This is a genomic window from Desulfatiferula olefinivorans (genome assembly GCF_054657895.1).
This window is the reverse complement of sequence record NZ_BAAHXV010000006.1, coordinates 107,689-133,170: the sequence shown is the minus strand read 5'-3', so window position 1 is coordinate 133,170 and position 25,482 is coordinate 107,689. Positions and strand designations below refer to the sequence as shown.

General features: G+C 58.1%; 22 protein-coding genes. 17 read left to right on the top strand and 5 right to left on the bottom strand.

All coding sequences use genetic code 11. The features are described 5' to 3' along the window. Nucleotides 1–3 precede the first annotated feature (3 nt). From ACYQ11_RS06885 to rpsI, 6 genes are all read left to right on the top strand, one after another. Nucleotides 4–1,368, top strand: a complete 1,365-nt coding sequence (locus tag ACYQ11_RS06885; RefSeq protein ID WP_459923024.1) for a L,D-transpeptidase family protein — start codon at nucleotides 4–6, stop codon at nucleotides 1,366–1,368. Continuing rightward, nucleotides 1,332–2,279 carry a hypothetical protein gene (locus tag ACYQ11_RS06880; protein WP_459923023.1) on the top strand — a complete coding sequence of 316 codons (948 nt, stop codon included), beginning with the start codon at nucleotides 1,332–1,334 and terminating at the stop codon, nucleotides 2,277–2,279. The genes ACYQ11_RS06885 and ACYQ11_RS06880 overlap by 37 nt, the downstream gene beginning before the upstream one ends. Continuing rightward, nucleotides 2,269–4,107 (top strand): M14/M99 family metallopeptidase, encoded by a 1,839-nt coding sequence (locus tag ACYQ11_RS06875; RefSeq protein ID WP_459923022.1) that lies wholly within the window; start codon nucleotides 2,269–2,271, stop codon nucleotides 4,105–4,107. Before ACYQ11_RS06880 ends, ACYQ11_RS06875 begins: the two co-directional genes overlap by 11 nt. Continuing rightward, nucleotides 4,076–4,456 carry a bactofilin family protein gene (locus ACYQ11_RS06870; RefSeq protein ID WP_459923021.1) on the top strand — a complete coding sequence of 127 codons (381 nt, stop codon included), beginning with the start codon at nucleotides 4,076–4,078 and terminating at the stop codon, nucleotides 4,454–4,456. Before ACYQ11_RS06875 ends, ACYQ11_RS06870 begins: the two co-directional genes overlap by 32 nt. A 97-nt stretch (nucleotides 4,457–4,553) precedes the next feature. Then, nucleotides 4,554–4,988: a 50S ribosomal protein L13 gene (rplM, locus tag ACYQ11_RS06865; RefSeq protein WP_459923020.1), complete on the top strand. Its 435-nt coding sequence runs from the start codon at nucleotides 4,554–4,556 to the stop codon at nucleotides 4,986–4,988. A gap of 47 nt (nucleotides 4,989–5,035) precedes the next feature. Beyond that, a complete protein-coding gene (rpsI, locus tag ACYQ11_RS06860; protein ID WP_459923019.1) occupies nucleotides 5,036–5,422 on the top strand; it encodes a 30S ribosomal protein S9 in 387 nt (128 codons plus the stop codon). A gap of 63 nt (nucleotides 5,423–5,485) precedes the next feature. Here the strand turns inward: rpsI and ACYQ11_RS06855 are convergent, their stop codons facing one another. Then, on the bottom strand, nucleotides 5,486–5,674 hold the full coding sequence (locus ACYQ11_RS06855; protein ID WP_459923018.1) for a hypothetical protein: 189 nt from the start codon (nucleotides 5,672–5,674) through the stop codon (nucleotides 5,486–5,488). 171 nt (nucleotides 5,675–5,845) lie between these two features. Here ACYQ11_RS06855 and ACYQ11_RS06850 point away from each other — a divergent pair, with 171 nt between their 5' ends. Next, entirely contained in the window at nucleotides 5,846–7,072 is a 1,227-nt protein-coding gene (locus ACYQ11_RS06850) for a GGDEF domain-containing protein (RefSeq protein ID WP_459923017.1), read from the top strand. Beyond that, nucleotides 7,062–8,696 carry a B12-binding domain-containing radical SAM protein gene (locus ACYQ11_RS06845; protein WP_459923016.1) on the top strand — a complete coding sequence of 545 codons (1,635 nt, stop codon included), beginning with the start codon at nucleotides 7,062–7,064 and terminating at the stop codon, nucleotides 8,694–8,696. Before ACYQ11_RS06850 ends, ACYQ11_RS06845 begins: the two co-directional genes overlap by 11 nt. Before the next feature lie 32 nt (nucleotides 8,697–8,728). On the opposite strand, the gene ACYQ11_RS06840 is transcribed toward ACYQ11_RS06845, so the two are convergent. Beyond that, entirely contained in the window at nucleotides 8,729–10,960 is a 2,232-nt protein-coding gene (locus ACYQ11_RS06840) for a CocE/NonD family hydrolase (protein ID WP_459923015.1), read from the bottom strand. A gap of 454 nt (nucleotides 10,961–11,414) precedes the next feature. Between ACYQ11_RS06840 and ACYQ11_RS06835 the strand changes: the two genes are divergently transcribed. From ACYQ11_RS06835 to ACYQ11_RS06810, 6 genes are all read left to right on the top strand, one after another. Continuing rightward, nucleotides 11,415–12,506: a mechanosensitive ion channel family protein gene (locus tag ACYQ11_RS06835; protein ID WP_459923014.1), complete on the top strand. Its 1,092-nt coding sequence runs from the start codon at nucleotides 11,415–11,417 to the stop codon at nucleotides 12,504–12,506. A 128-nt stretch (nucleotides 12,507–12,634) separates the two neighbouring features. Then, nucleotides 12,635–13,294: a hypothetical protein gene (locus tag ACYQ11_RS06830; protein WP_459923013.1), complete on the top strand. Its 660-nt coding sequence runs from the start codon at nucleotides 12,635–12,637 to the stop codon at nucleotides 13,292–13,294. Between the two features lie 55 nt (nucleotides 13,295–13,349). After that, nucleotides 13,350–13,946, top strand: a complete 597-nt coding sequence (locus tag ACYQ11_RS06825) for a GTP-binding protein (RefSeq protein ID WP_459923061.1) — start codon at nucleotides 13,350–13,352, stop codon at nucleotides 13,944–13,946. A gap of 124 nt (nucleotides 13,947–14,070) precedes the next feature. Further along, on the top strand, nucleotides 14,071–15,645 hold the full coding sequence (locus ACYQ11_RS06820) for a helix-turn-helix transcriptional regulator (protein ID WP_459923012.1): 1,575 nt from the start codon (nucleotides 14,071–14,073) through the stop codon (nucleotides 15,643–15,645). A 310-nt stretch (nucleotides 15,646–15,955) separates the two neighbouring features. Beyond that, nucleotides 15,956–16,960: an NAD-dependent epimerase/dehydratase family protein gene (locus tag ACYQ11_RS06815; protein WP_459923011.1), complete on the top strand. Its 1,005-nt coding sequence runs from the start codon at nucleotides 15,956–15,958 to the stop codon at nucleotides 16,958–16,960. Between the two features lie 26 nt (nucleotides 16,961–16,986). Beyond that, nucleotides 16,987–17,919: an alpha/beta fold hydrolase gene (locus ACYQ11_RS06810; protein WP_459923060.1), complete on the top strand. Its 933-nt coding sequence runs from the start codon at nucleotides 16,987–16,989 to the stop codon at nucleotides 17,917–17,919. A 12-nt stretch (nucleotides 17,920–17,931) separates the two neighbouring features. Here ACYQ11_RS06810 and rlmN read toward each other — a convergent pair whose 3' ends face one another. Beyond that, a complete protein-coding gene (gene rlmN / locus ACYQ11_RS06805) occupies nucleotides 17,932–18,963 on the bottom strand; it encodes a dual-specificity RNA methyltransferase RlmN (RefSeq protein WP_459923010.1) in 1,032 nt (343 codons plus the stop codon). A 154-nt stretch (nucleotides 18,964–19,117) separates the two neighbouring features. Between rlmN and ACYQ11_RS06800 the strand changes: the two genes are divergently transcribed. Together ACYQ11_RS06800 and ACYQ11_RS06795 are read left to right on the top strand one after the other, a co-directional pair. Next, nucleotides 19,118–20,590 carry a M48 family metalloprotease gene (locus tag ACYQ11_RS06800; RefSeq protein ID WP_459923009.1) on the top strand — a complete coding sequence of 491 codons (1,473 nt, stop codon included), beginning with the start codon at nucleotides 19,118–19,120 and terminating at the stop codon, nucleotides 20,588–20,590. Then, nucleotides 20,587–21,738 carry a sensor histidine kinase gene (locus ACYQ11_RS06795; RefSeq protein WP_459923008.1) on the top strand — a complete coding sequence of 384 codons (1,152 nt, stop codon included), beginning with the start codon at nucleotides 20,587–20,589 and terminating at the stop codon, nucleotides 21,736–21,738. Before ACYQ11_RS06800 ends, ACYQ11_RS06795 begins: the two co-directional genes overlap by 4 nt. On the opposite strand, the gene ACYQ11_RS06790 is transcribed toward ACYQ11_RS06795, so the two are convergent. Beyond that, entirely contained in the window at nucleotides 21,702–22,106 is a 405-nt protein-coding gene (locus ACYQ11_RS06790; protein ID WP_459923007.1) for a hypothetical protein, read from the bottom strand. The two genes, ACYQ11_RS06795 and ACYQ11_RS06790, sit on opposite strands and share 37 nt — an antisense overlap. Before the next feature lie 610 nt (nucleotides 22,107–22,716). Between ACYQ11_RS06790 and ACYQ11_RS06785 the strand changes: the two genes are divergently transcribed. After that, the gene (locus tag ACYQ11_RS06785) at nucleotides 22,717–23,481 is read left to right on the top strand and encodes a DUF6901 family protein (RefSeq protein ID WP_459923006.1); all 765 of its coding nucleotides are present in this window, start codon (nucleotides 22,717–22,719) and stop codon (nucleotides 23,479–23,481) included. 11 nt (nucleotides 23,482–23,492) lie between these two features. On the opposite strand, the gene panP is transcribed toward ACYQ11_RS06785, so the two are convergent. Next, the gene (gene panP / locus ACYQ11_RS06780; protein WP_459923005.1) at nucleotides 23,493–25,187 is read right to left on the bottom strand and encodes a pyridoxal-dependent aspartate 1-decarboxylase PanP; all 1,695 of its coding nucleotides are present in this window, start codon (nucleotides 25,185–25,187) and stop codon (nucleotides 23,493–23,495) included. Nucleotides 25,188–25,482 lie beyond the last annotated feature (295 nt).

The window sequence follows — 25,482 nt, the reverse complement described above, 5'->3', positions numbered from 1 at the left end:
ATTGTGTCTGTGACGGTATGGCTCGGCAGGCGGGGGCGGTGTTTCAGTCCGGCCCCCGGGTTTCTGGTTGTAATCGCATGTGTTTTGGTCTCGGCGTCCTGGGCCCGCGCCGGCAGATTGCCGTCATCCATTGTGGCCATGCCCGGTCCGGACAGCACGGTGCTGCTCGTGGAAAAATCCTCTCAGACCCTGGCCCTTTACCGGATGGCGTCTGAACCGGTTCCGGCTGTGACCATGCCCTGTTCGACCGGCAAGAGTGCGGGACGCAAGGCGGTGTCAGGAGACCAGAAAACCCCGGAAGGGGTGTATTTTTTTGTTGATAAATACCTGGAAAAGGATCTGTCGCCGATATACGGGGTCATGGCCCTTCCCATGGATTATCCCAACCTGCTCGATCAGGCCCAGGGCCGCAACGGCAGCGCCATCTGGATGCACGGCACGGACAAGGACCTCAAACCCATGGATTCCAACGGCTGCGTGGCCCTGGAAAACCACCGGCTCGAGACCCTGTCGCGCACCATCTCGCTAGATCTGACGCCGATCATCATCACGGAAACCATCGTCTATGACGATAACGCGGACAGGCAGGCGCTGACCACCGCCGTCGACGGCCTTCTGGACCGATGGGCAGCGGCCCTGGGCCGGGGGACCTATCATGAATTTCTGGCCCTTTACGCCCCGGAGTACTGCCCGGATACGGCCTGGTGGAATGCCTGGCGTCAGACCCGGAGCCTGCCGGGCGAGAGCGACGGCGCGTTTTCCGTTGACATCGACCAGCGCGGGATTTACAGAGACGGGGAGGTGCTGGTTACGATGTTCCGGCTTACTCTGGTCCGCGGTCCGCACCGCCGGCCCGTCGGCATGAGAAAACTTTACCTGAAAGAGACCCAAGACGGGTTACGGATCATCGGTGACTCCCAGCGGGTTCTTCAGGCGGACGGCGGCCGTCATCTGAAACACGACGCCCCGCTCCTGGTCCGGGCCGCCGAACTGATCCGGGACCAGGAAATGAAAGCCGTGCAGGCCCGGACGGAAGAAGAGGTCCGGCGCATGATTGACGGCTGGCTCACGGCCTGGAACGCAGGGGATATGGAGACCTACGGACGGTGCTATGCCGATGCCTTCGTATCGGGAGACATGGACAAGGCGGCCTGGCTGGCCCGAAAGTCCTATCTGGAGTCGGTATACGATTACGTCCGGGTGTCCATCAGTGATCCCGTTCTGACTGTTGGCAAGGACAGGGTACACGCGGTGTTTCGTCAGAATTATCAATCAAGCGGTTATTCGGCCGTGGGCCGGAAGACCCTGGTGCTGGTGAACGAGGAAAAAACATGGAAGATTCTTCAAGAGATCTGGAAAAAGAACTGAAAAAGTATGCGATGCCCAATCCGTTCAAACGTTCGGGACGGTGGCAGCTTCTTTTTGTCAGTGACGACGGCCGGATGGTCACGATCCGACGGTACCGGCAGCTGGCCCTGACCCTTGTGCTGGTCCTGGGGCTGTCGCTGTCGGCGGCGGTGTTGTTTTCGCTGCTGTACATCAACACCCTGGACGCCAACCGGTCCCTGACCACGGCTCTTTACAGCGCGGAGAAGGAGAGGCGCACGCTCCAGCAGGATAAGGAACATCTCCAGGCCCAACTGTTTATTCCCAAAAAGAAACTCGATACGGCGTCTTCGGCTCCGGCGGCGGAGAAAAAGGCCGAGGAACCCCCGCCTGCGCCGGTGAAGAAGGCCGTCAAAAAAGAAGACCCCATGCGAACGGAGATCAAGGACCTGACCGTGACCAAAGACGAGGCGGACAACGAAACCCGGGTCCGTTTTATCGTCAAGAACGTCAGTGAACTCAAATCCATCTCGGGGCGGGTGTTCGTGATTCTGAAGCCGGAGTCGGACCGGGTCGAGGACTGGCTGACCATGCCGCCGGTGGCCCTGAAAGACGGCAACCCCGCCACGCCAAGCCGGGGACAGTTTTTTTCCATCAATCATTTCAAGAGCGTGAATTTCAAATTCACCAACCACTTTCCCGACGATCATTACAAGCGTATGACGGTCTTTGTCTTTTCAACCGATGGCAACAAGGTCTATGAACATACCTTTGATGTGGATCTGGTGGTGATCCGAAAACCGGTTCCGGTTGAGCCGCCTCAGCCCGTCAACAAACCGGCGGACATGGATTCGGTTGAACCGGCGGACACGGCCGCCGCTGAGGAAAACACCGGGGCCGTTTCGGTCGAGCCCGCAGACGTCGGGCAGGGAGACTCGGCCGATGAGGATTAGCACCGGTCTTTTTCTCGCGGTCCTCTGGCTTGCGGCGGGCGTGACGGCGGCGGAGGCGAAACGCACCCACACGGTGTTTTTCGAGGGCAGCGACCATGAATTGAATGTGTATCGGGTCTACGGCAAGGAAGAGGGGAAAACCATCCTTCTGATCGGAGGCATCCAGGGAGACGAACCCGGCGGTTTCCTGTCGGCGGACATCTATGCGGACATGAGCCTGACCCGGGGCAATCTGATCGTGGTACCCCGGGCGAATTTTTATTCCATTCTGCTGAACCAGCGGCAGGTCAACGAGGACATGAACCGGAAATTCGCCGACGACAGCCGGGAAAACTACGAAACCGAGGTGGTGTCCATTCTCAAGGAGCTGATCGCCGAAAGCGATTGCCTGCTGAACCTCCATGACGGATCGGGATTCTACGCCGAGACCTTTGTCGATGATCAGAGAAATCCGAACCGTTACGGCCAGTCGATCATCGTGGACTGCGAACGCCATGAAGTAGACGGCCGAAAGGTGGAACTGGGCGATTTGGCCCGTCGGGTGGTCGAACGGATCAACCGGGAGATTCCCGATCCAAACCATCGGTTCCACGTGAACAACCACAACACCTTTTCCGACCGGTCGCCGCACAAGGTCCAGCGGAAGTCGGCCACCTTCTACGCTCTGACCCGATGCGGTATTCCGGCGTTCGGGGTGGAATCCAGCAAGTCGCTGCCCCTTGAAATGAAAGTTCGTCACCATATATACGCCATCAATGCCTTCATGGATGAATTCGGCGTGGTGCCGGAGGTGCCGGCCGTGAACCTGGATCCGCCGGAACTGAAATACCTGGTGGTTGCCGTGAACAACACCCTGCCCCTGGTGGTGCGCCACGATCAGGTGCTGACCATCCGTCCGGGCGATACGGTGGTCGTCACCCACATCGAAGCGAATTTCAAGCGGGGCCTCAGCGCGGACATTCTTGGATTCGGCTCGGTCAATGATTATCGGAAGCCCCTGGTCATCGACCGCTCGACGCGCATTACGGTGCGTAAGGATTTTTACCCCTGCGGCAGTGTCTATCTGGCCCTGGACGAGAACGGGGGCGGACACGGCAACTGCCTGACGGTCTCCGATCGAGCGGGCAGGGGCGGATCCATCCTTCTGTATCGCGTCACGGTCAACGGGCGGCAGCGCATCGTCGAGAACTACGGCACCGTCAGGCTGGTCAGGGGAGACACGTTCTCGGTGGAGGACGTGATTTCCGATGCCTTCGATCCGGCGGGCCTCACGGTCAATGTCAAGGGATTCGTGGGCCCCTCCTCGGTCAACACCGGTGAGGATCGGGGATACGTCATCCAGACGGCCAGAGATCTGTGGCCCAAGTACTCCCTGGACAAAACCGGGCGGAAATATCAGGTTGTAACTCAGGATGAACGTGCTATAATCGGCAAACTTTTCATTGAACTGGACGCCCCCGCGTTGAATTACCTGCTGCTGAAAACAGATGACCGGACCATCAGCTGTTTTGAAAACGGGGGGAGGATCGGGCTTGATGTCGCGCCGGGCGGCAGCCGGAGCCTCCGGCTCGTGGATCTGATCACCAATGTGGACACGGACGCCCCGGATGACCTGGCCGTACGGATTTCAGGGCCGGACAGACCGTCGGTCCCGCTTGAGCCGGACAGGCCGTTTGCCATCGAGGATGTCATCAAAGACGGGATCAGGCGCCCCTCGTTTGACCGCATCGACGTGTTTCGGGACGGGGTGCTGATGGGCGCGGTTTCAATCAATTACACTCAGGAGATGAATCGGGATGAGCAAGTCGAAAAATCTGTCGATCATTGATCGTGACCTGGTGGTCGACGGGAATATTTCAAGCAAGGGCCGGCTGGTGATCAAGGGAACGGTCAAGGGCGAAATCAAGGGTGAAACGGTGGTGATCGCCGAGGAAGGGGCGGTTTACTGTGACGCCAAAGTGACAGGGATCACCATCGGCGGAACCTTTGAAGGGGAAATCGAAGCGGCCGAGGAGCTGGTCATTCTGGCCACGGGATACTGCGCGGGCAAGGTGGTTTGCCGGGATCTGATTGTGGAGAGCGGCGGCGTGCTCAATGCCGAAGTTACCTGCAAGACGACGCGTCAGCCCCAGAAGAACGGAGGCGGATCCGATTCGGACAAGGCCATTGAACTTTGATTTTATCGTTCGGCGGGAAAAAATTGCCTTGACAGAAGATGCCAATTCAATTATTTATTTCGAGTTATTTTTTTGAAACTTGATCAGGAGTAGAAACGTGAAGAAATCCACATATAGCGCGAAGCGATCAGATAATGAAGAAAAATGGTATGTTGTCGATGCCGAAGGTCAGGTTCTCGGTCGTCTCGCGTCGGCCATCGCCGCCAGAATCCGCGGCAAGCACAATCCCCTGTACACCCCGCATGTGGACACCGGGGACTGGATTGTCGTGATCAATGCCGACAAAGTCGTCATGACCGGAAGAAAACTCAAGGAAAAATTCTATCACCGCCACAGCGGGTACATGGGTGGGCTGACCACGACCTCGGCCGGTGATCTTTTGAAAAAACGTCCCGCAGACGTGATTCGCTTTGCCGTCAAAGGCATGCTTCCGAAAAACAGGCTGGGAAGTGATCTGAACAAGAAGCTCCGCGTGTATGCCGGCCCCGACCATCCCCATGCGGCCCAGCAACCGGAAGCGCTTGAACTGTAATCTTGAAAACCATCTGATGATCAATTATATCGAGGAAACGTTTTAACATGGAAAACACCTATTACGCGACCGGTAAACGGAAGAATGGCGTGGCCCGAACCTGGCTGACTCCTGGCAACGGCAAGATTGTCGTGAACAACAAACCTGTGGAAGAGTATTTCAGTGCATCGGCCCGTCTGATTCTGACCGAACCCCTGAACCTCGTCGGGGCAAGCGACACCTATGATGTCACCGTCACGGTCCGGGGCGGCGGAATTATCGGTCAGGCCGGCGCCGTTCGTCACGGTATCACCAAAGCCCTCATTCAGGCAGACCCCGAACTGCGCACCGTTCTCAAAAAAGCCGGTTTCATCACCCGCGACTCCCGTGTGAAAGAACGTAAGAAATACGGACAGAAAGCCGCCCGCGCACGGTTCCAGTTCTCCAAACGTTAAGATTTTATTTCTTCGCCGCGTGACATGTCAAGGGAGCAGGCCCAGCCTGTCTCCCTTTTTGCATTAGTCGGCCGGCGGAGTGCCCTTCTCTCCGGCGACCTCCCGGATCTGTGCTTCCAGATCGTTCACGTACTGAGCGACGGACGGTGAAAACCGGTCCACCCAGACCGGACCCGGCATGATCGGGCGGCGTGATTCCGTTTGACTGCGACGGTCGATCCGTCCCGACCGGTTCATGGCTGTCGTGTTCATGGTCGTTCCTTTCCTTCAACGTTATCGTCACACGCACCGTCCACGTTAATTCAATCCGTGATCATCGACTATGAAATGGGTCACAGACAAAAAAAAGGATTGACCTTATAAGCGAATGATGACTGTATATATCTGAATTTCTACGTGAGTTGAACTGGATGGTGAACCGGGATGAATGACGACACCCATACGACAACGGGCGTGCAGGAACAGGTGATCAGGGACTGTCTGTCAGGCGGTCAGTCTTTTCTGAAATTCCCCCCGGCCGTCGAACGGGATTTCAACGACTATGACTGGGAAAAACGACGACACCGGTATATTTTCCTGAGCATCTTCGCCGTCCTTCTCTATGATTTGTACTGTATCGGCGATCGGATCATGCTGCCCGATATTTACCGGACGGCCTGGCTGATCCGTCTGGGCGTGGTCACCCCTCTGATGACGGCATCGATCGTTCTGCTCACGGTCAGGCGGCTCAAGATCTTCCAGGAGGCCCTGGTGTCGTTCCAGATTCTGACCGTTTCCCTGGGACTGATCGTCATTCTGGCCCTGAGCCGTCATCCCAATGTGGAACACTACCACACGGGCATTCTGGTGATCGTGATGTTCGGGAATATCGCCGTCCGGCAGCGATTCATGTACGCACTTCTGACCTCGCTTACCATCTTTCTGCTTTACGTGTTTTTCGCCCGGCATTTCGTCACGATGAGCGTGGACACCGTCCACAACACCGGGCTGATACTTTTGACCACCACGATCCTGAGCCTGATCGCCAATTATCAGATGGAAAAGGAAGCCCGGAAGGAATACCTGCTGACGGTGCTCCAGGGAATCGATGCCCGGAAGCTGGCCGAAGCGAACAAACAGCTGGAGCTGCTTTCCATTTCGGACAGCCTGACGGGGCTGGCCAATCGCAGGTTTTTCGATAAAACCCTGGATGTGGAATGGCGGGCCGCCATACGAAGCCGGTATCGGCTGTCTTTGGTCTTTCTGGATATCGACAGTTTCAAGGCATACAACGACAATTACGGCCATCCGGCCGGGGACGCCTGCCTCATAGCCATCGGCAAGGTGATCCGGGACAGCATCAATCGTCCCAGGGATCTTGGGGCCCGTTACGGCGGCGAGGAATTCGTGATTCTTCTGCCCAGAACCGAAGCGGCCGATGCCCTGCGCCTGGCCGAGGTGATCCGGCGCCGGGTCGAGGGCCTGAATCTTGAGCACCGTTATTCTACGGCAGCGAACCGGGTCACGGTCAGCATGGGTGTGGCCAGTGTCTGCCCGGCCCAGGGGGACCAGGCCGATATGCTTCTTGAACAGGCCGATGCGGGCATGTACTCGGCAAAAAAACAGGGCCGGAACCGTGTCTGTCTGTATGAGGGGCCTGATGACCACTGACGGGCCCGGACGCCGTCCCACCGTTCTTCTTGTCCAGCCGCCGATCCGGGATTTTTATTTCACCCGGAAGCGGACAATGCCCTACGGGCTGATGTCCGTGGCTGCCGGTCTTGAGCGTGAAGGGGTGTCGGTCATTCTGATCGATGCCCTGGCAACGACCCGGTCGAAAATCCTGCCCTTGCCCCCGGACATGGCCTACCTTGAACCGTATTACGGCCAAACCGACCTCTCTCCCTTCTGCCTCTTCCACCATTATCGCCATTACGGGTACAGCGTCGAGCATATCGGACGACTGGCTAAAGAGAGCGGGGCCTTTCTGGTTGGCATTTCATCGCTCTTCACGGCCTATGCCGACGAGGCCCTTGACGTGGCCCGGATGATCCGCAAGGTGCTGCCCCAAAGTCGAATCGTCCTGGGCGGCCATCATCCCACTCAGTTGCCAGAGGCGGTGATGGCGGAATCCTGCGTGGATTTCGTGATTCGGGGGGAGGGGGAGACCGCTCTGGCCCGGCTGGCGCGATGCCTGTTGTCCGGCGAATCCTGGGAAGGGATTGACGGGCTGGTCTATCGAACGCAGGACGGGGGCCTTCACATCGGTCCGCCTGCGGTGGTCGACGACCCCGATGCCTTTCCCCTGCCGCGCATGGATCTGGTCAACCATGATTTTTATGGACGGAAAACCGGGAATTCGGCGGTGATCACGGCCAGCCGGGGATGTCCCATGCGGTGCAGCTACTGCTGTGTGGCGAGGCCCGCATCCGTGTACAGGAAACGCTCGGTTTCGGCCGTGTTTGAGGAAATCCGCCGGGCTGTCGAGGATTACGGCGTCCGGTTCATCGATTTCGAAGACGAAAACCTGACCCTGGACAAGGGCTGGTGTCTGGATCTGATGGAACGGATCACCCGAGCGTACGGGCATCTTTATCTGGAACTTCGGGCCATGAACGGGCTGTTTCCCCCGTCTCTGGATGAAACCCTGCTAAACGCCATGAAAGACGCCGGTTTTTCCGCCCTGAACCTGTCCTTGTGCACCACCGATCCGGACCAGCTGAGGCGGTTTAACCGGGTCGACGTCCGAAGCGCCGTGGATCGGGCGCTGGCCTGGGCCGACGATGCCGGCCTTCCGGCGGTCTGTTACATCCTGGTCGGTGCGCCGGATCAGGACCCCCTGACCTCGACGGCCGATTTGGTTCATCTGGCCCGGCGCCCGGCCCTGGCCGGTGTGTCGGTGTATTATCCGGCGCCCGGCAGTCAGGATTACGCACGGCTCGACGCCCGGGGCGTCCTGCCGCCCTCCTATGCGCTGATGCGGTCATCGGCTGTTCCGGTGTCGGATACCACCTCCCGCCTGGAATCGTTGACCCTGCTCCGGCTGGGGCGCATGCTGAATTTTTCCAAGGAACTCAAGCGAACGGGCCTGACCCTCACGCCCCGAGATTTGGTCCCGGGCCGGAGTCTGGACATCGGGGACCGGCGCGAGGCCGGGCGCATGCTGATCGAAGCCTTTTACCATGGCGGCCGGATCTTCGGTGTAGACGACCGGGGCCGGGTCTACGAGCACAAGACGGCGTCCCGTTTGTGCCGGGCCTATCGGGACGGCACGCGGGATCTGTTTTGCGGATAAGGCCTGCGGCATGACCCGCAGGCCTTCCCGGTCTAGTGGATGCTGCTCATCACGTAATCATCGGGGTCATCGACCCAGAGCGCGTCGCCCCGGCCGGTCACCCGGGTGAAATCAAGCCGGGCCGGATGCTCTTCGTCGATGACAAGGGTGTTGTCCGAGGGCCGGAACACCGGAAACAGATGGGGAAAATCCGAGGCGGATACACTGATCCGGAGCCGGTGACCTTTCTTGAACACGTTGACCGTGGGCCAGATTTCCACCACATACTTGTAGGGTACCCCGGTCAGAATGGGGCTGGGCTCCTTGAACGGACGGTCGTAGAACGGATCGAAGGGCCGGTAGGCCGGATCGGGTTCGGCGGGATGTTCGGCATCGTAGGCCCGGTTTTCAGCACTCAGCCATCCCGAGGTGACGTTTCGTGCCCGGCCTTTGGGGAACACATCGTTGACCTCCACCACCCACTGGACATCCCGTTTGTCGATGAAATGCTGCACGCCGCCCAGGTCCATGCCCAGATTACCCATGCCGGCCACCAGGTCGTCCACCTGATCCTGGGCCAGGGGCGCGGTGAAGTCGGTTTCGGCCCAGAAGGTCAGGGTCATGGGCCCGGCGATTTCCACATCCTCCTCAAAGGGTTCGGTCGTGAAGGTCAGGGAGCCTATTTCGTCCAGCCGCTCGTCTTCGAAGGGCATCAGGTGGTCGATATTCATGTTGAGAAGCGCCTTGGAGGCCTGGGAGAGGATGGCGGGCACACCCATCAGCCAGCGGGTGGAGGACCGGGACACCAGCCCGTGCAGCAGCAGCGGACGGTGTTTGAGCACCGGATTCTCCTTGGCTTTGTAAAACCATCTGAAGAACCAGAATGCGTTGTAATAGTCCTTCTTGCCGGGAGTCTCAACAAGGGCGTAGTTGTTTTTGCCGTTCATGGTTGAAAACCAGTCCCCGCTGACGGCATCCGACTTGGTTTTGGACAGGAACAGGGTCGATGCCCTGGTCCGCGTCTCGGGCAGGGGCCAGGATTTTTCCGCCCGCCACCGTTCCTCACCGAGGATGTACAGGAGAACCGGGTACTCTTCCATGAACGGATCGTCGAGGCCCTTGATTTTCCAGTCGAACCAGCGACCGGCGATGTCGCCGTTGATCAGGCCGTTCATGCCCAGGCCCAGGGACCCGTCGATGTGGTACCAGGGGCCGATGATCATCGACTTGTCCGATGGGTCATGATGTTTGAGGCCGTGCTCCCAGGTGTTGATGGTGCCCCGGGTGAAAATGTCGAACCAGCCCCCGGTCATGAAGACGGGAAGCTTTGCGGGGATCACCGTGGTTCCCAGATCGGCCGGGTAGCCGTCGCCGAACCGCCAGCCGCCTTCGGGCTTGTCCGGCCAGTAGATCATGGTGGATTTGGAATCGAAGAACGCGTTCTTGTCGATGTTGTCTTTTTTCAAAATCCAGTTGACCGTCACGGGGATGTTGTTGATGTGGTCCTCCCAGATGTCCGTGGCTTCCCGGAGTTCGTCGGCGGTGGGGCTGAACGCCGTGTCGTCGCCGAGAAACAAAAGCGGCGGCAGGGCGGCCATGACATCGACCATGCCCAGCCACATGGGAATGAATTCCAGGTCCAGGTTGCCGCCGTGCATGACGATGTCCCGGTAGGTGTCGGACATGGGCACCAGGGGGAACAGGGCCTTGAGGTGGGTGGGGATTCCGTCGGTCGATTCAATCTGACCGGCGGCCAGAAGCTGGCTGATGCCCATGTAAGACGGGCCGATCATGCCCACGGTTCCGTCCGACCACGGTTGGGACGGAATAAACTGATCGATCACAAAGCCCAGATCGAAATGCTCCTCCGGGGCGAAGGACAGCCATTCTCCGCCGGAGGAACCGCTGCCGCGCACATCGAGCGACAGGACGTTGTAGTCGTGGTTGAGAAGGCTCATGTACAGCATCAGCATGACTTCGCGGCGGTAGGGCGTGGCGATGACGATGGTGGGGCGGCCAAAGGGACGTTCCTCACAGTAGGGCGGTTCGGCTTCCACGGCGGGACGCAGCACGGTGGCGAACAGCTCCGCCCCCGGAATTCCCGCGGCAGGGTTGTCCGGCACCGTGATTCTTACGTTCAGATCCAGGGCGACATCGGACAGATGGAGATCTCCGAGCCGGTCGAAGATTTCCTGTTCGGCGGCAGGGCCGAGGGTGCCCGCGAACAGGGGCGACGGGGCCGTCAGACAAAGCACAGCCATACAGAAAAAAGCACGTTTGAGCATTTTTCCCTCCTTTGGGGCTGATCGGTTTGTGTGTAAGGCGTGTGTCGAAAATGCAGGCGATACGTGAGACAAGAGTATGTTAAAAACAATCTCACGGCCGTATAAAAAATGCAACGAAAAAATGAATCGTGTTCATGGGTCTGATACATGTCCGGCGTCTTTGAGGGGGACGGTCTATCCGATGTCTCACGGAGACAAAAAAGTCACAAAGAGGGTGTCGTGGGCTCAAACGGTGTATTTCCTGCCGGCACGGGTGACGTGTTTACGTCTAAAGGATTGATCTGAGATCAATCCGCTGGGATTCTCACGGAGGCCGTTTTTAGATTTCTTCAAGGATATGAAACATGCGATTGCCCCGGGCAGCACGCCCATCGATCTTGAACGGAAGGAACGATCATGGTAAAGTCTCTCTCGCACAGTAAAGGGATCTTTAATGCAACGGTGAGGGACGGCCATGAACGATGCGTTTAACCTGATTGACGGCATGATTGAAAAGCTGGGCGCCTCGTCGCCCCTTCTGGTGTCGGTTTACAAACTCCTGGCGGCGGTTCTGGTGGCCCTGGCCGCATGGCTGGTGCTTCACCTCCTGATCCAGTCCGTCGACCGGCGCATGAAAACCACCCGGTTCGCCGAGGTGGGCGGCCGCCTGGCCCTTCCGGCCAGGCGGATCGGCATGTTCGCCATCATCCTGATCACGGGTACCTACCTGATCCGGGTCTTTCGGCTGGGCGTCGTGGCCAATGTCTTCTACGCGCTGATCCTTCTTCTGGCCACGCGGCCCCTGATCGCCTACGTCAAGATTGTGATGGAGTTTCTTGAAAAAAACGTGGCGGACCGCACCGAGACCAAGCTCGACGATATTTTTTTTGAACTGATGAACCGGTTCGCCGCGGTGATCATCGGTCTGACCTCCCTGGTCATCGCCCTGGATATTCTGGGCATCAACGTCATGCCCTTCATCGCCGGGGCCGGGATCGTGGGGGTGGCCATCGGCTTTGCCGCCAAGGATACCCTGTCCAACCTGATCGCCGGAATTCTTCTGATCATCGACCGCCCCTTCGAGGTGGGAGACCGCATCGAGGTCTGGAGCGCCCCTTCGGGCAGTTCGTCCTGGGGCGATGTGATCGATATCGGCCTTCGGGCCACGAAAATCCGCACCACCGACAACATCATCGTGATCATTCCCAACAACGAAATCATGATGCGGGACATCGTCAATTACACGATCACCTCCAGCGCCATAAGGGTTCGGGTCAATATCGGCGTGGCCTATGACACCGATGTGGCCAAAGCCAAGGAGGCCATCCTTTCGGTTGCCAAATGCGTGAACTGGGTGATGGATGACCCGCCCCCCAAGGTGGTGGTCCGGAATTTCGGGGAATCGTCGGTGGACCTTCAGCTGAGGGTCTGGATTTCCGACGCCCGAAAACGGATGGACACCATTTCCGAGATCACAGACAAGGTCAAGTCTGCCTTTGACGCCGCCGGTATCGAAATCCCCTATCCGAAACGGGACATCACCATCATCGAGAAAAGGGCGGGCTGACCGGGAGTGAGTTCTGCCACAATCCCTTCTTGATTTTCACAGGGAACTGTGTTCTTTTAAAAAGGTCGATGCCGGGTGCTTCTCCTGCCCGGCGATTTTTCCCAAACACGATGATCGAGGAACAGCCCATGGCCAAACGGTCCGGATGGTTTGTCATACGGCAGGTGCTCGCCGGATTTCTGATTGTCGGTCTTTCGGCCTGTGCGACGCATTCCGCCCGGCAGACGCCCGACGAGCGGGGCCTTCTCAAGACGGCCCTGGTCGAAGGGGAATACCTGATCCGGGCCAACAGCTGCTCACGGGTGCCCGCCGCCAACTTTCTCGCCGGCGGGAAAGCGGTGTTCGGATCCTGTTATCTGACCAATCTGCGGCTGATCTACGAAGAATCCGAATGGGCGAAAACCCTGGCCGCCGTGGCCAAAGCCGTGCCCACCCAGGGGGATTTCGGCATCGAGCATCTGCTCAAGGGCGCTTACAACGTGTTCAACGCCCGCTACGTGATCGAGATGGGGAAAAAGGGGGAACTTCGCGTGGTCTCCCGCCCCGGTCGGGTGATCATTCCTCTTTCGGATATCCGGGCCATGTCCCTGTCCGGATCACGCTTTTCATCCGTTTCCCCCGATGATCCCGACCGCTGCCGGTGGCTGACCATCGAGACCGGAGATCAGTCCGTTTTTGTATTTGAAATCTACAACCTCCCGCCGGACAAGACCGGCATGATGCCTGTGTTTGAAAGCGGGCTCTGGCGGCGGGAGATCGATCGGGTCCGTAGCCGGTCGTTTGACTGAAGCAGCCGTCCGGCGACGACGGACGACGTGATGGGGAGGGCTGGTATTGGCTTTTGTGAATCTGAAAAAGAAAGAAATGCAGGCGAAGATCGTCTATTACGGCCCCGGCCGATGCGGAAAGACATCGAATCTTCAGTACATTTTTTCGAAAATGCGCGACCAGATCAAGTCGCAGATGGTCAGCGTCAAAACCGAAGGGGACTGCACCCTGTTTTTCGATTACATGCCCCTCGATATCGGAAAGATCAAGGGGTTTGACGTGAAAATCCAGCTGTACACGGTTCCGGGCCAGGTGATGTACGAATCCACCCGAAAACTGGTGCTCAAAGGCGTGGACGGGGTGGTCTTTGTGGCGGATTCCCGGGAGTCGCGCCGTCAGAAAAACCGGATTTCCCTGAAAAGCCTGCACGACAACCTGAAATTCCATGGCCGGAGCATCTTCAATATCCCGCTGGTCATGCAGTACAACAAGCGCGACCTTGCGGGCGGTGAAACCCCCATTCTCGACATCGACACCCTTCACGAGGACCTGAACCGTCAGCTGAAGGTGCCCCATTTCGAAGCCAGCGCCCTGTCCGGCGACATGGTCGTCCCCACCTTGAAAAAAATCATGAACCTGACCATGGCGTCTCTGGAGGACGAGTTCTCCTGACCGGCCTTGACAGGCCCCGCTCATTTCGGATATGACCCTGAAAAGTGTGACCCGGCGGATATCTCAGGGGCCGCAGGGTCGTTTCGGGGGAAAGACGTCCAAGGGATCATCGCCACACGAAGATATGACACACATCATCCACGACAGACGGGAGTCCGGAGCCGCGGCGTCGGTGCTTGCAGGGTTTTTTCTGCTGGTTCTGTCAGCCTGTTCCGCATGGGCTTCCGGGCCTGTCCGCCTCGACTCCTGGCAGATGTCCAGGCATCCGTCCTTAAATCCCGAAACGGTCCTGGAACAAGGCGATTTTATCGCGGCGGATCCCTCGGTGCTCTTCCGCGTACCCGGCGAACCGGTCCGGGGCATTCGCTCGGTCTGGCTGAAAAGCCGTGTGAATCTTGACGACCCCCGATGGGTTTACGGCCTGTCGCTGGGACGGGTTTACGTGACGGACCAGGTGTATGTGAACGGCAGGCTCTGCGGGGAAACGGATCGGGTCGGCTCCTTCCATTATCCCCGGCATTATCATCTGCCTCCCGGGATTCTGACGTCCGGCGAGAACGTGATCCTGATTCGCCTGGGAATTTACGGACGGGAGTACGGCGGGATTCCGGGGCCGGTGCTTCTTCTCGACCGGAAGGGGTTCAACAGCCGTCAGATGCTCGATCACCTGCTGTTTGTCCATATCCCCTTAGGGGTGATCATTCTTTACCTGGGCACACTGATGATCCTGTTTATGGCCTGGGAACCGGGCGTCAACGGCCGGGCCGTGGCGGTTCTGACGGGAATTGTCCTTGTCTGGGTCACCCATCTGCTGATGATTTATTCCCCGATTCAGCCCTTTGGCGTGGGCACCCGAAGCAATGTGCTCTGGATGTGTACCTATATCAACTCCCTGCTTTTTATCCGCTTTATCCATCTGACCTATGTCAGGCATATCGGGCCCATGAACCCCCTGTTTGTGGGTTTTGTGGGATTGGCGGCCCTTGCCCTCCTGATCTGGAACGACAGCACCGCCCCGGCCTATCCGGGCCGCATGCTGGGACCGGTCGTTCTTCTTATGACCAACCTGATGGCGTTGGCCCTCCTGGTTCGGCTGACCCGGCTCAAGGGATTTGCCGCCATGCGTCTGATCTGGGTGTTCGGATACGCCCCCAGCCTGTCCATCACTCTGGATATCGTCAACTATCTGTACGGTGATCACGGGGTTCCCTTTTACCATGTGTACGTGATTCCCCTGATGAACCTTCTGGTGTTTCTGCTGTACCGGCGGCAGTTTATCCGCAACCGGGTCACGCTCGAGAGTTTGCGGAAAAAAATCCATGAGGCGTCCTTCCACCCGGACCGGGAGGACCGGAAAATCGCCCTGACGGCACAGGTCGAATCCAGGATCACGGCGCTCAAGGAGCACATCGCCCACCATTTTACCCAGCCCCTGTCCCGGGAAAGCCTGGCCGGGCACATGGGCCTGAGCCCGGATTACATGAGCCGGATGTTCAAGGCCCATGAAGGGGTAAGGATCAACGACTATATCAACACCCTGCGTGTGAATGAGGCCTGCCGCCTTCTGCGGGAGTCCGACCTCAAGATCATTGACGTGGCCTTTGCCGTAGGGTTTGAAAGCCTGGCCACCTTCAACCGGGTTTTTTACCGGCATCGCCGCATGGCTCCCAGCGAATACCGCCTTCGAAACATCCCCTGACGATCCCCGGTTCCGCGTGCCCGGAATCCCTCCGACCGATGACCCAAGTCCGGTGTCGGGCCGGGCCCGGGATTGCCATTTCAAGCCCCCGGGGTCTTTGTGTGTCCGAACGGCCCTTTGGCCCGCCGTTTTTTTTCACGGCACCCGCCTCCCTGAAACCGCCGTGCCGGCCGTTTTTGTGTCTGAAATCGTCCGAAACTGACGTGATCAATTTCCGCGACACCCTTTTTTGAAAAGCCTGCCCCGAAATGCCGTGGTAGATACTCCACGGTGATGAACGACCTATGTGTGTATTATCCTAAGGATGACGATGAAGAAAAAAAAGATTCTGGTGATCGGCGGCAGCGGCTTTCTGGGGAAGGCGCTTGTGCGTCAGTGCCTTGGACGGGGAGATCATGTGGTCAGTTTTTCGAGGGGTTCCCATCCGGAACTGACCCGCCTTGGCGTTCCTCAGATCCGGGGCGATGTGGCCCATGCCCAGTCGGTATTCGAAGCCTGCAGGGGCATGGACGCGGTGTTTCATCTGGCGGCGCGCATGGGATTCTGGGGCCGGTTCGCCGAGTACTACAAAACCAACGTCAAGGGAACCCGCCATGTGATCGCCGCCTGCAAGCGGAACGGTGTCCCGGTGATGGTTTACACCGGGACCACCCGGTCGCGTCTGGACCGTTCCGGCCGCTATGTGGACGAAAACGACGGCGGCTATCCCGAACGGTTCACGACCAATTACGCCATGTCCAAAGCCTTTGCCGAACAGGCCGTCCTCAGGGCCGCAGACGCGAATTTCCGGTGCATGGTTCTCCGACCCCACATGATCTGGGGGCCCGGTGTTCGAGTGGCGATCCCCGGCCTGCCCCAGTTCCCCCATCGGCTTGTCCGGATTGGAAACGGTAGGAACCGTGTGAGCGGCATTTATATCGACAATGCGGCCAGAGCCCACCTTATGGCCGCCGATGCCCTGGCCGACGACGCCGCTTTGTCGGGAACGGCTCTGTTTTTGGGGCAGGATGATCCGATACCTCTGTGGGATCTGATTGATCGGTCCCGGAAACGGCCGGGCGGCGGGAGGCCGGGACCGGCCCTGCCGCCCTGGGCGGCCCGGTTTCTCGCCGGGGCCCTGGAATGGGGTTACAAAGGGTTCAATCTCAGGGGGTACCCCCCGGTGACGAAAAGCCTGGTCGACGAGCTGGCCGGGTCCCATGTGTTTGATACCGGGGCGCTTCGGGACGTGCTGGGATTTGTTCCGCCCATATCCGTGGAGGCGGGTCTTGAATGCTATGAACGCTGGCTTGAGAACGCATGCCGTTTGGCATGAAAATCAAAGGAGGGTTGAACGTGACAATGGGCAGATGGATCACAGGCTGTTTTCTGGCGGCGTTGGTGATGGTGACGGGGTGCCGTTCCATGGGCATCGGATCGATTCCCCTTGAAACGCTCAAGGAAAAATACGGGGTGTCCGATTCCGAATTCATGACGGTTCAGGGCATCGACATCCATTATAAGGATGAAGGCGAGGGGCCGGTTCTGGTTCTGCTGCACGGCATCTGCGCCTCGCTGTACACCTGGGACGGGTGGGTCGAGGCCCTCAAGGACCGGTATCGCATCATTCGCCTGGACCTCCCCGGCTGGGGACTGACCGGACCCGTCGGAAATACCGCCGTCGATCTGGAAAAGATGACCGTCATCATGGATGAATTTCTCGATCGCCTGGGGGTCGAGTCCTTTTATCTGGCGGGCAATTCCCTGGGCGGTTATTTTGCCTGGAACTATGCCCTGAAGCATCCCGATCAGGTGAAAAAAACGGTGCTGCTCGACCCGGTCTGCTATCCCCAGTCCCCGCCCTGGTTCATGCGTGTGGCCAAATACCCCCTGTTGAGCTTTCTTCCCAGACGGATACTTCCCAAATGGATGATCACCATGAATGTGCGGGCCGTGTATGGAGATAAATCCCGCATCGATCCAGGTCTTTATGATCTGTATTTCGATATGGCCATGCGCGAGGGAAACAAGCAGGGCTATATGGATGTGTTCCGGTACATGGCCGGGCAGTGTTCCAACGAGGCCCTGTCCCGGGGCGTTTCCGAGATTCGTGTTCCTGTGCTGCTGATGTACGGTTCCAGGGACAAATGGGTTCCACCCCGCCATGGGGAACTGTGGAAACGCGATCTGCCCGGGGTGGAGTGCATCATTTACGAAGGGGTCGGCCACGTGCCCATGGAGGAAGTGCCGGAGTTGACGGCGGCCGATGCCGATCTGTTTTTCAGCCGGTCCTGAAACAAAACGGGGTCAGGATCTTTTTTCCGATCCCAGCTGACCGCAGCCTGCGGCCAGGCTGCCGCCCTTGCTCCACCGTTTGACGACGAACAGGCCCCGGTCTTCGAGATAGGACGCGAACAGGTGGACCTCCTGATCGGACGGGGCCGTGTGGGCAAACCCCGCGGTGGGGTTCAGGGGGATCAGGTTGATGCGGACGGGCAGTCCCTCGAGAAACGTCGCCAGTTCGGCGGCATGGGTTTCGGCATCGTTCAGGTCTCTGATCAGCACGTATTCGATCAGAAACAGGCCTCGCCGGCGCAAGGGATAACGCATCAGGGCCAGTTTCAATTCGGTCGTGGGGTATTTCCGGTTGATGGGCATCAGCTCATCGCGCAAGCGATCGTTGGGGGCGTTGAGGGACAGGGCCAGATTGATCGAGGGCCAGCCCAGCGCGGCCAGGCGGTCGATGCCGTCAACCCGTCCGGCCGTGGACAGGGTGATGTGACGATGGGCGATGTCAAAGCCCCGCTGGTCGCTGAGTACCCGGACGGCCCGAATCACGGCGTCCATATTGTCAAAGGGCTCTCCCATTCCCATGAACACCAGGTTGCGGATCGGCTGACCGAGCACGAACCGGGCCGCGAACACCTGGCCCACGATTTCAGAAGCCCGAAGGTTCCTCACGAATCCCATGGCACCGGTTTGGCAGAACCGGCAGTTCATGCGGCAGCCGATCTGGGACGAGACGCACAAGGTGGTGTGGTGACGCATGGGGATGATCACCGATTCCGATTCCAGGCCGTCGTCGAAGCGGCAGAGGAACTTGATGGTGTCGTTTTCCCGGACCAGTTTGCTGATCACGGGCATCGGAACGCTAAGGTCCGCTTCCAGCCGCCGGGCCAGAGCCTTGGACGCCTGGAATTCCGGTGCCAGAGACCAGTTCCGGTTGCCCCGGGCCAGGATCTCCCGGAACAGGGCCCGGGCATGGTATTCCCCCTTGCCGTAGGTCCGAGTGAGTTCCCCGCAAAGTTCATCGAATGTCAAGGCAAACATGTCCGGCATGCATCCGTCTCCCGTCTTGAAATATCCGGCGAAACCATACACGAAATCATCTGTTATTTCAAAGCCCTTTCGGAAACGGACCTTGAATTGTATTTACAAAGCCGGGGGATGTGTTAGAATGACGTCCAAACCATTGTGAATTGTCGAGGCATGAATGATCGAACGCATAGGCCGATTCCGGAAGGTGGTGGTTCTGGCCATCGTCTGTCTGAGTTTTTCAAGGGCGTCTTTGGCCCTGACCGTTCACGAGGAGAATGAGATCTCCCGTGAATTCATGCGATACATCCATCAGCAGTACGACCTGGTGACCGACCCCGAAATCGCGCGCTACATTCAAGGGCTTGGAGACCGCATCCTGGCCAACTATCCTTCCCAGCCGTTCACCTACCGGTTTTACGTGATCAAAAACGAGACCTACAACGCCTTTGCCGGTCCCGGCGCCCGGATTTTCATCCATTCGGGGCTCTTTGAAGCCCTGGGCAGCGAGGATGAACTGGCCGGGATCATCGGTCACGAAATCTCCCACTCGGCCTGTCGCCATATCTCGGAAAACATCGACCGATCCGGGAAAATCGGGCTGGGAACCCTTGCCGGCGTGGCCGCGGGGATCTTCATGGCTATCTACGGGGACCCCGCAGCGGGCAGCGCCATGACCGTCGGCTCCCTGGCCGGCGCCCAGACGGTGGCGCTGGCTTACAGCCGTGAAGACGAAATCCAGGCGGATCAGATGGGCCTGAACTATCTGATCAAGGCCGGTTATCGTCCCGAAGGCCTCATCGACGCCCTTCAGGTGATCCGGAGCCGTCAGTGGTACGGCAAGGAGCAGATCCCGGCCTACCTGACCACCCATCCGGCCCTGGAAGACCGGATCAGTTTCATCACCGGCTGGATCGAGCAGAATCCCGTGGCCCCGCCGGATAAAAAACCGGGAGACGCCCTGGCCTTCCGGATGATTCATGCCCGTGTCAAGGCTCTGTACGGTGATCCCCAAAAGGCTCTGGTCTGGTTTGACGCCATCCTTGGCAAGACCCCCGACGACCTGCCCGGGCTTTACGGCAAGGGCATGGTCCTGTCGCGACTGGGCAAGGCGGAGGAGGCCGTCGCCTGCCTGAAAAAGGCCCTTGAGAAACGAGCCCTTGACGTGAGCGTGCTCAAAACCCTGGGCCGGGTCTATTTTGACAACGGGATGTATGCCCAGGCCCGAAGCGTGTTTGAAGGGGCCCTGAGCCTGGTCCCCCGGGATTATGAAGGAAACCTTTACATGGCCCGTCTTCTGGCCCAGTCCGGCCGGTACGACCAGGCCATTGCCCACATGATGCCCTTTGCATCCGACCAGAACGGTGACCCGGGTATTTTTTATTATCTGGGTGATATCTACGCGAAGAAGGGCATGCCGGCCGAGTCCTACTATCATCTGGGCATGTACTACCGCAACCGGATGGATGCGAAGAATGCGTTGACCCAATTTGAACGGGCTCTGAAACTGGCGGAATCTGACGATTTGAAAGTCAGGATCCAGGCCAGGCTCGACGAGGCCCGGGGCGAAGAGAAAAAACAACGACAGGCCGCCGAGGGGAAAGCAGGTTCCTCCGACGGCCTGAGCCGCAGGGGATGGGAGGGCCCGTGACCAAACTTTCGGCCAGATCCTCCATTCTTATCGTCGATGACATGCCCTCGAATATCAAGGTGCTGGGCGAAGCCCTGAAGGATCTCTACGACATCCGGTTTGCACGCAGCGGCAAGGAAGCCATGGCGCTGGTCGATGACACGCCGCCGGATCTGATTCTTCTGGATATCATGATGCCCGGCATCGACGGCTATGAAGTCTGCCGCGCCCTGATGGCCGAAAGGAAAAGCCGTGATATTCCCATTGTGTTCATCACGGCCAGGGACGACGCGGTCGACGAGGCCAAAGGCTTTCAGCTGGGCGCGGTGGATTACATCATTAAACCCTTCAATCCGGATATTGTAAGGGCCCGGGTTCGAACCCATCTGGAGTTGAAGCGCCACCGTGATCATCTGAACGATCTGATCAAGGAGCGTACCCGTCAGCTGATCCATGCGGATCGTCTGGCGACCCTGGGGACCCTGTCGGCGGCCGTGGCCCATGAAATCAAAAATCCCCTGTTCTTTATCGGGGGGAATGCGGAAATGGCCCTTCAGTATTACCGCAAGGGCGATTACGATCAGATTCCCGTCAAACTGGAAAAAATTCTGGAAGGCACGAAGCGGATCGGCCGTCTGATCGAAAATCTCAGGGGGTACTCCCAGAACAAGGAGCGACAGCGTCTGACCTGCCGGGTGTCCGACATCGTCAAAGACGCCCTGGATCTGATCGGCCACCGGTTGAAGACCAGCCGGGTCGTGATCGCCATAGACGATATCCCGCCGGATCTGAAGATTGTCTGTGATGTTCAGGCTATTTCCCAGGTGTTCGTGAACCTGATCACCAACGCCCTCGATGCCGTCGGCGACCGGGAGGGCGAGGTGACGATCCGGGGTGAAAAAAAAGACGGGGTGGCGGTGGTCACGGTTCGGGACACGGGGACGGGGATCAGCCCCGATCGGGCCGAAAGCATTTTTGCCCCCTTTGTCACCTCAAAACCCGGCGATCAGGGGACCGGCCTTGGACTTTTTATCGTCAGGCACCTGGTGGAAGACCATGACGGAACGATCCGCCTGACCCGTAACGACAAGGACGGGGCCGAGTTTACGATCCGGCTGCCCGGAGCGCCGGATCAGGAATGTTTATCCGGCGCCGCAAGGGACTCATGACGCACATGGACCCGGATCCCCTCGGGTGTGGGTCGGTCAATGGTTCCTGTGGTCTTGATCTGTCTTCCTTCAAGGGGATGTTCGAATGACAGGGTGATTCGGTCACCGGTGTGAAAGGTTTCGCCGGTCCTGATGATCATATCCTCGGCGGAGACCATGCGCGCCATGCCCTTGAACAGGCGGTCGTTGACCACGAACATCACCTCGGTCAGGGGCTCGATGCCGGCGGCTTTCCGCCCGGCCCCTTTGCCTTCGACAAACGTCAGGGTCTCCATGATGTCCTGGGGGGACATCTGGAGAATCAGGCCGATCAGGGTTGATGTTGCCTTGGACACGGACATTTTTTCGTTGCGGGCTGCGACCGTCATAAGCCCCCCCTTCCCATGATGGCGGAATGCCTGTCGCGGCATCCCGGATTGATGGATCTCTCTGACCTTATTTATATCAAAGGATGTGCCATGAGGTGAACGGTCCGCCGGGGCCGGATGCCCCGGCTTATCCGTGCCTGTGAAGTGATTGTCGCCGGGCCGGTTAACTGATGACATTTCGGTCAACTGGGCATATACCGACAGGCGGGCGCGGCATTTCATCAAACGTGGGTTGACCCCCTTCGGTTAATTGGGTATACAGTAAAAAAGTACCAATTACGGTCAGGCCGTCCACCTCCCGTACGGTGATGGTCAGCCCACGATTCCCTTGCGGATCGGCCCTGATCCTGATCCTCCCCGGTGAATCGTTCGGGGGGACATGATGTCGGCATGGTTTTCTTAGGCTTTGGCACAGTCGTTGCTCATATTGACTTGAACGTTGTACCGATTTCGTAGGAAGTCACTTCAGGATCCAAGCGGATGTCCATCCTCCCCATCCCCCCCCCACCGGATGTCCGGGCGGTGACTGGAGTGACTTTTTACGAATCCTTTTAAAAGCGGCGTCGTGAACTCGATTGCACATTCACGGGTTCTTCGAGGGGATTGGCATTTGGACAAGGTAAGTATCAAGTATTATTTCCTGCTCGAAAGCGGCGCCAGAAAGACGTTTGCCTTCGAATTCGAACCCTTCCGCTCCGTCCCCCAGTGGCGTTCGGAAGATCTTCCGACCTGGACCCGGCTCGAGCATCATCAGTGCCCCATCTGTCCGTACGACAGCGCCGACCATCCCCACTGCCCCCTGGCCGCGAATCTGGTGGACATCATCAAGCGGTTTGACGGACTTTTATCCTATGAAAAGGTCTATGTGAAGGTGGTGACCGATGAACGGGACGTGTCCAAGCACACCACGGTGCAGCACGGGATGAGTTCGCTGATGGGGCTGGCCATGGCAACCAGCGGCTGTCCGCATACCTCGTTTTTCTCGGCCATGGCACACTTCCACATGCCCCTGGCCAGTGTCAAGGAAACGATTTACCGGGCGGTGACGTCCTATCTGCTGTCCCAGTATTTTCTGCGCAAGGAAGGAAAAGAGGCGGATTTCGATCTTACGGGACTGACGGAGATCTACACGAATCTTCAGCAGGTCAATATTTCGGTGGCCAACCGCTTAAGGTCGGCCACGGAGAGCGATTCCACCGTCAACGCCATCATTCTTCTGGACACATTCGCCCAGTCTCTGCCGATCATTATGAATACGACCCTCGACGAAATCCGGTCGATGTATGCCCCGTATTATGCCAGTACCATGAAGCTGGTGGAAAAAAAGATTCAGTCCTTTCCCGAGGATCAGGTCGACCCGTTGAAACCGTCCTGACCGGCCGTTCGTCACAGAGACAGGGTCCGTTCGATGTCCCGCCTGACTTTAACGATCCGGATGTGCCCCGCTTTCCACTGCTCGTACATTTCCTCCTGCTCGTCCAGGATGTCGTTCAGAATTTCCATGTTTGTCAGCGGATTCATCAGCACACAGCGGAGTACCACGATTTTACCCGGCAGGGCGCCGGGGAAGACGGTTTCCTGCTCGAGAACGGTTCGTGAGACAAAGCTTTTGCCGGCCTCGCGCTGGACCTGCTGAAGGGTGCGGTTCATTACGTTGAGTTCGTCGTTGATTTGGATTTTTCGGTCCTCATCGGCGGTCTTCAGCTCGGCACGGAGGTGTTTGGGGCAGAGCCGATAGGTAAGGATATTCAGTTCCGGCCGGGTGATCAGCTGGAAGTTCTCCCGTTTGTCGATTTCTTCGGCAAAGGCCTTGGCCAGTTCGATGCCGTGTTCGATCAGCATGCCGTAGCCCCGGGCCCCCATGATCTTCAGTGCCCCGTCCAGAATCAGGCAGTTGGCCTCGCGGGAACCGGCCAGGGTCCGGATGCCCAGATCCACGCTGCCCTTGCGGTTGACGTAGTTGGCGTGATAGGCGATGGCGTCCAGGCTGCGGGGGTTTCTGAAATACACCATGCCGCAGCTCATGGGCATGTAGAACTGTTTGTGGCCGTCGATGGTCACCGAATCGGCCAGTTCGATGCCGTCGAGCAGGTGTTTGTATTTTTCACTCATCAGGGTGGGGCCGCCCCAGGCGGCGTCGGCATGGAAATGGATCTTTTCACGCCGGCAGATTTCGGCGATGCGGGGCAGGGGATCCACGGTGCCGGTTTCAGTGGTGCCTGCAATGCCCACCACGGCGATGACCTTGGTTCGTTTGTCCTGTTTGAATTCGGCCAGCCGTCGTTCCAGGTCGTCGATGTCCATGCGATTGTTCCGGTCCACATCGACGGTGACGATGTTTTCGTTGCCGATGCCCAGAAGGCCGCCGGATTTTCTGAATGAATAATGACCCCGCCGGGAGACGAGAACCACGCACCGGTCGATGTCGTAAGCCTTGTAGGCCGCAAAGAGGCCTTCCCGCTCGACGCCGCGGAAACCCGGCTTGGGTCCCAGTTCGGCGTTCCGGGCCACCCACAGGGCCGTGAGGTTGGCGGTGGTGCCTCCCTCCATGAAGGAGCCCAGGGAGGTGTCGGTATTCTGGACATGTTCCGTGTAGAAGGCATCGTCCAGCTTGAACAGCAGGCGGTGTATTTTGGCGACCACCTGTTTTTCTAAGACGGAAACCACCTTGGAGGTTTCGAGTTTGACCACATTCTGGTTGAGGGCCGCCGTGATGGCTTTGAGGTGGACCATGAAATAGGGGATGGCGGCCGTCATGTGTCCCACAAAATACGGGGAGGCGATGTTGACCGCATGGGGGGCAAGGCCGCTGAAGACCCCGGTGACCACGTCGGCCAGCTTTTTTTCCGGACAGGTGTTGATGACGGTGTCGGTGAAGTCGTCGGCCAGTTCCTTGAGGCTGATTTCTTCGGTGATCCCCACATTCTTGAACAGGAAATCATGCAGCTCGAATAGAATCTGCCGCATGTGCTCGATGAGGGTGGAGCGGGTTTCCGCGTCAGCCGGGCAGGTGAATACTTGAATCAAACCGATCCAGTCTTTGACCAGTTCATAATTGTGGTGTGAACTGTTTTTTTTCATCATTTTTTCCGGATGTTATAAAATAAAAAAAATAAACCGACATACAAAAACCCCATTATATAAACGTCTTTTTCGAAAAAAACAATAAAATATCATTCATTACACGTTTTCATGTTCGAAACACTGTTTATGGGTCTCCCGGCGGGGCCGGATCCGGTGCGCGTGAGCGGGAACAAAGGCGATGGAACGTCGGGGATTGGTATGATAACTATCGAATTTTTTGATTTAATATATACGTTTTGACACGCCGGTTCAATAAATAATATGCTTGTCTTGACATCCCACCGGATTTAGC

Bases quoted from the DNA above. Each gene is read 5' to 3' on its own strand.
- ACYQ11_RS06870 (WP_459923021.1), top strand. From the start codon at position 4,076: ATGAGCAAGTCGAAAAATCTGTCGATCATTGATCGTGACCTGGTGGTC.
- ACYQ11_RS06800 (WP_459923009.1), top strand. From the start codon at position 19,118: ATGATCGAACGCATAGGCCGATTCCGGAAGGTGGTGGTTCTGGCCATC.
- ACYQ11_RS06845 (WP_459923016.1), top strand. From the start codon at position 7,062: ATGACCACTGACGGGCCCGGACGCCGTCCCACCGTTCTTCTTGTCCAG.
- ACYQ11_RS06830 (WP_459923013.1), top strand. From the start codon at position 12,635: ATGGCCAAACGGTCCGGATGGTTTGTCATACGGCAGGTGCTCGCCGGA.
- ACYQ11_RS06835 (WP_459923014.1), top strand. From the start codon at position 11,415: ATGAACGATGCGTTTAACCTGATTGACGGCATGATTGAAAAGCTGGGC.
- ACYQ11_RS06880 (WP_459923023.1), top strand. From the start codon at position 1,332: ATGGAAGATTCTTCAAGAGATCTGGAAAAAGAACTGAAAAAGTATGCG.
- ACYQ11_RS06820 (WP_459923012.1), top strand. From the start codon at position 14,071: ATGACACACATCATCCACGACAGACGGGAGTCCGGAGCCGCGGCGTCG.
- ACYQ11_RS06790 (WP_459923007.1), bottom strand. From the start codon at position 22,106: ATGACGGTCGCAGCCCGCAACGAAAAAATGTCCGTGTCCAAGGCAACA.
- ACYQ11_RS06810 (WP_459923060.1), top strand. From the start codon at position 16,987: ATGGGCAGATGGATCACAGGCTGTTTTCTGGCGGCGTTGGTGATGGTG.
- ACYQ11_RS06840 (WP_459923015.1), bottom strand. From the start codon at position 10,960: ATGCTCAAACGTGCTTTTTTCTGTATGGCTGTGCTTTGTCTGACGGCC.
- panP (WP_459923005.1), bottom strand. From the start codon at position 25,187: ATGAAAAAAAACAGTTCACACCACAATTATGAACTGGTCAAAGACTGG.
- rpsI (WP_459923019.1), top strand. From the start codon at position 5,036: ATGGAAAACACCTATTACGCGACCGGTAAACGGAAGAATGGCGTGGCC.
- ACYQ11_RS06875 (WP_459923022.1), top strand. From the start codon at position 2,269: ATGAGGATTAGCACCGGTCTTTTTCTCGCGGTCCTCTGGCTTGCGGCG.
- ACYQ11_RS06815 (WP_459923011.1), top strand. From the start codon at position 15,956: ATGAAGAAAAAAAAGATTCTGGTGATCGGCGGCAGCGGCTTTCTGGGG.
- ACYQ11_RS06850 (WP_459923017.1), top strand. From the start codon at position 5,846: ATGAATGACGACACCCATACGACAACGGGCGTGCAGGAACAGGTGATC.
- rlmN (WP_459923010.1), bottom strand. From the start codon at position 18,963: ATGCCGGACATGTTTGCCTTGACATTCGATGAACTTTGCGGGGAACTC.
- ACYQ11_RS06855 (WP_459923018.1), bottom strand. From the start codon at position 5,674: ATGAACACGACAGCCATGAACCGGTCGGGACGGATCGACCGTCGCAGT.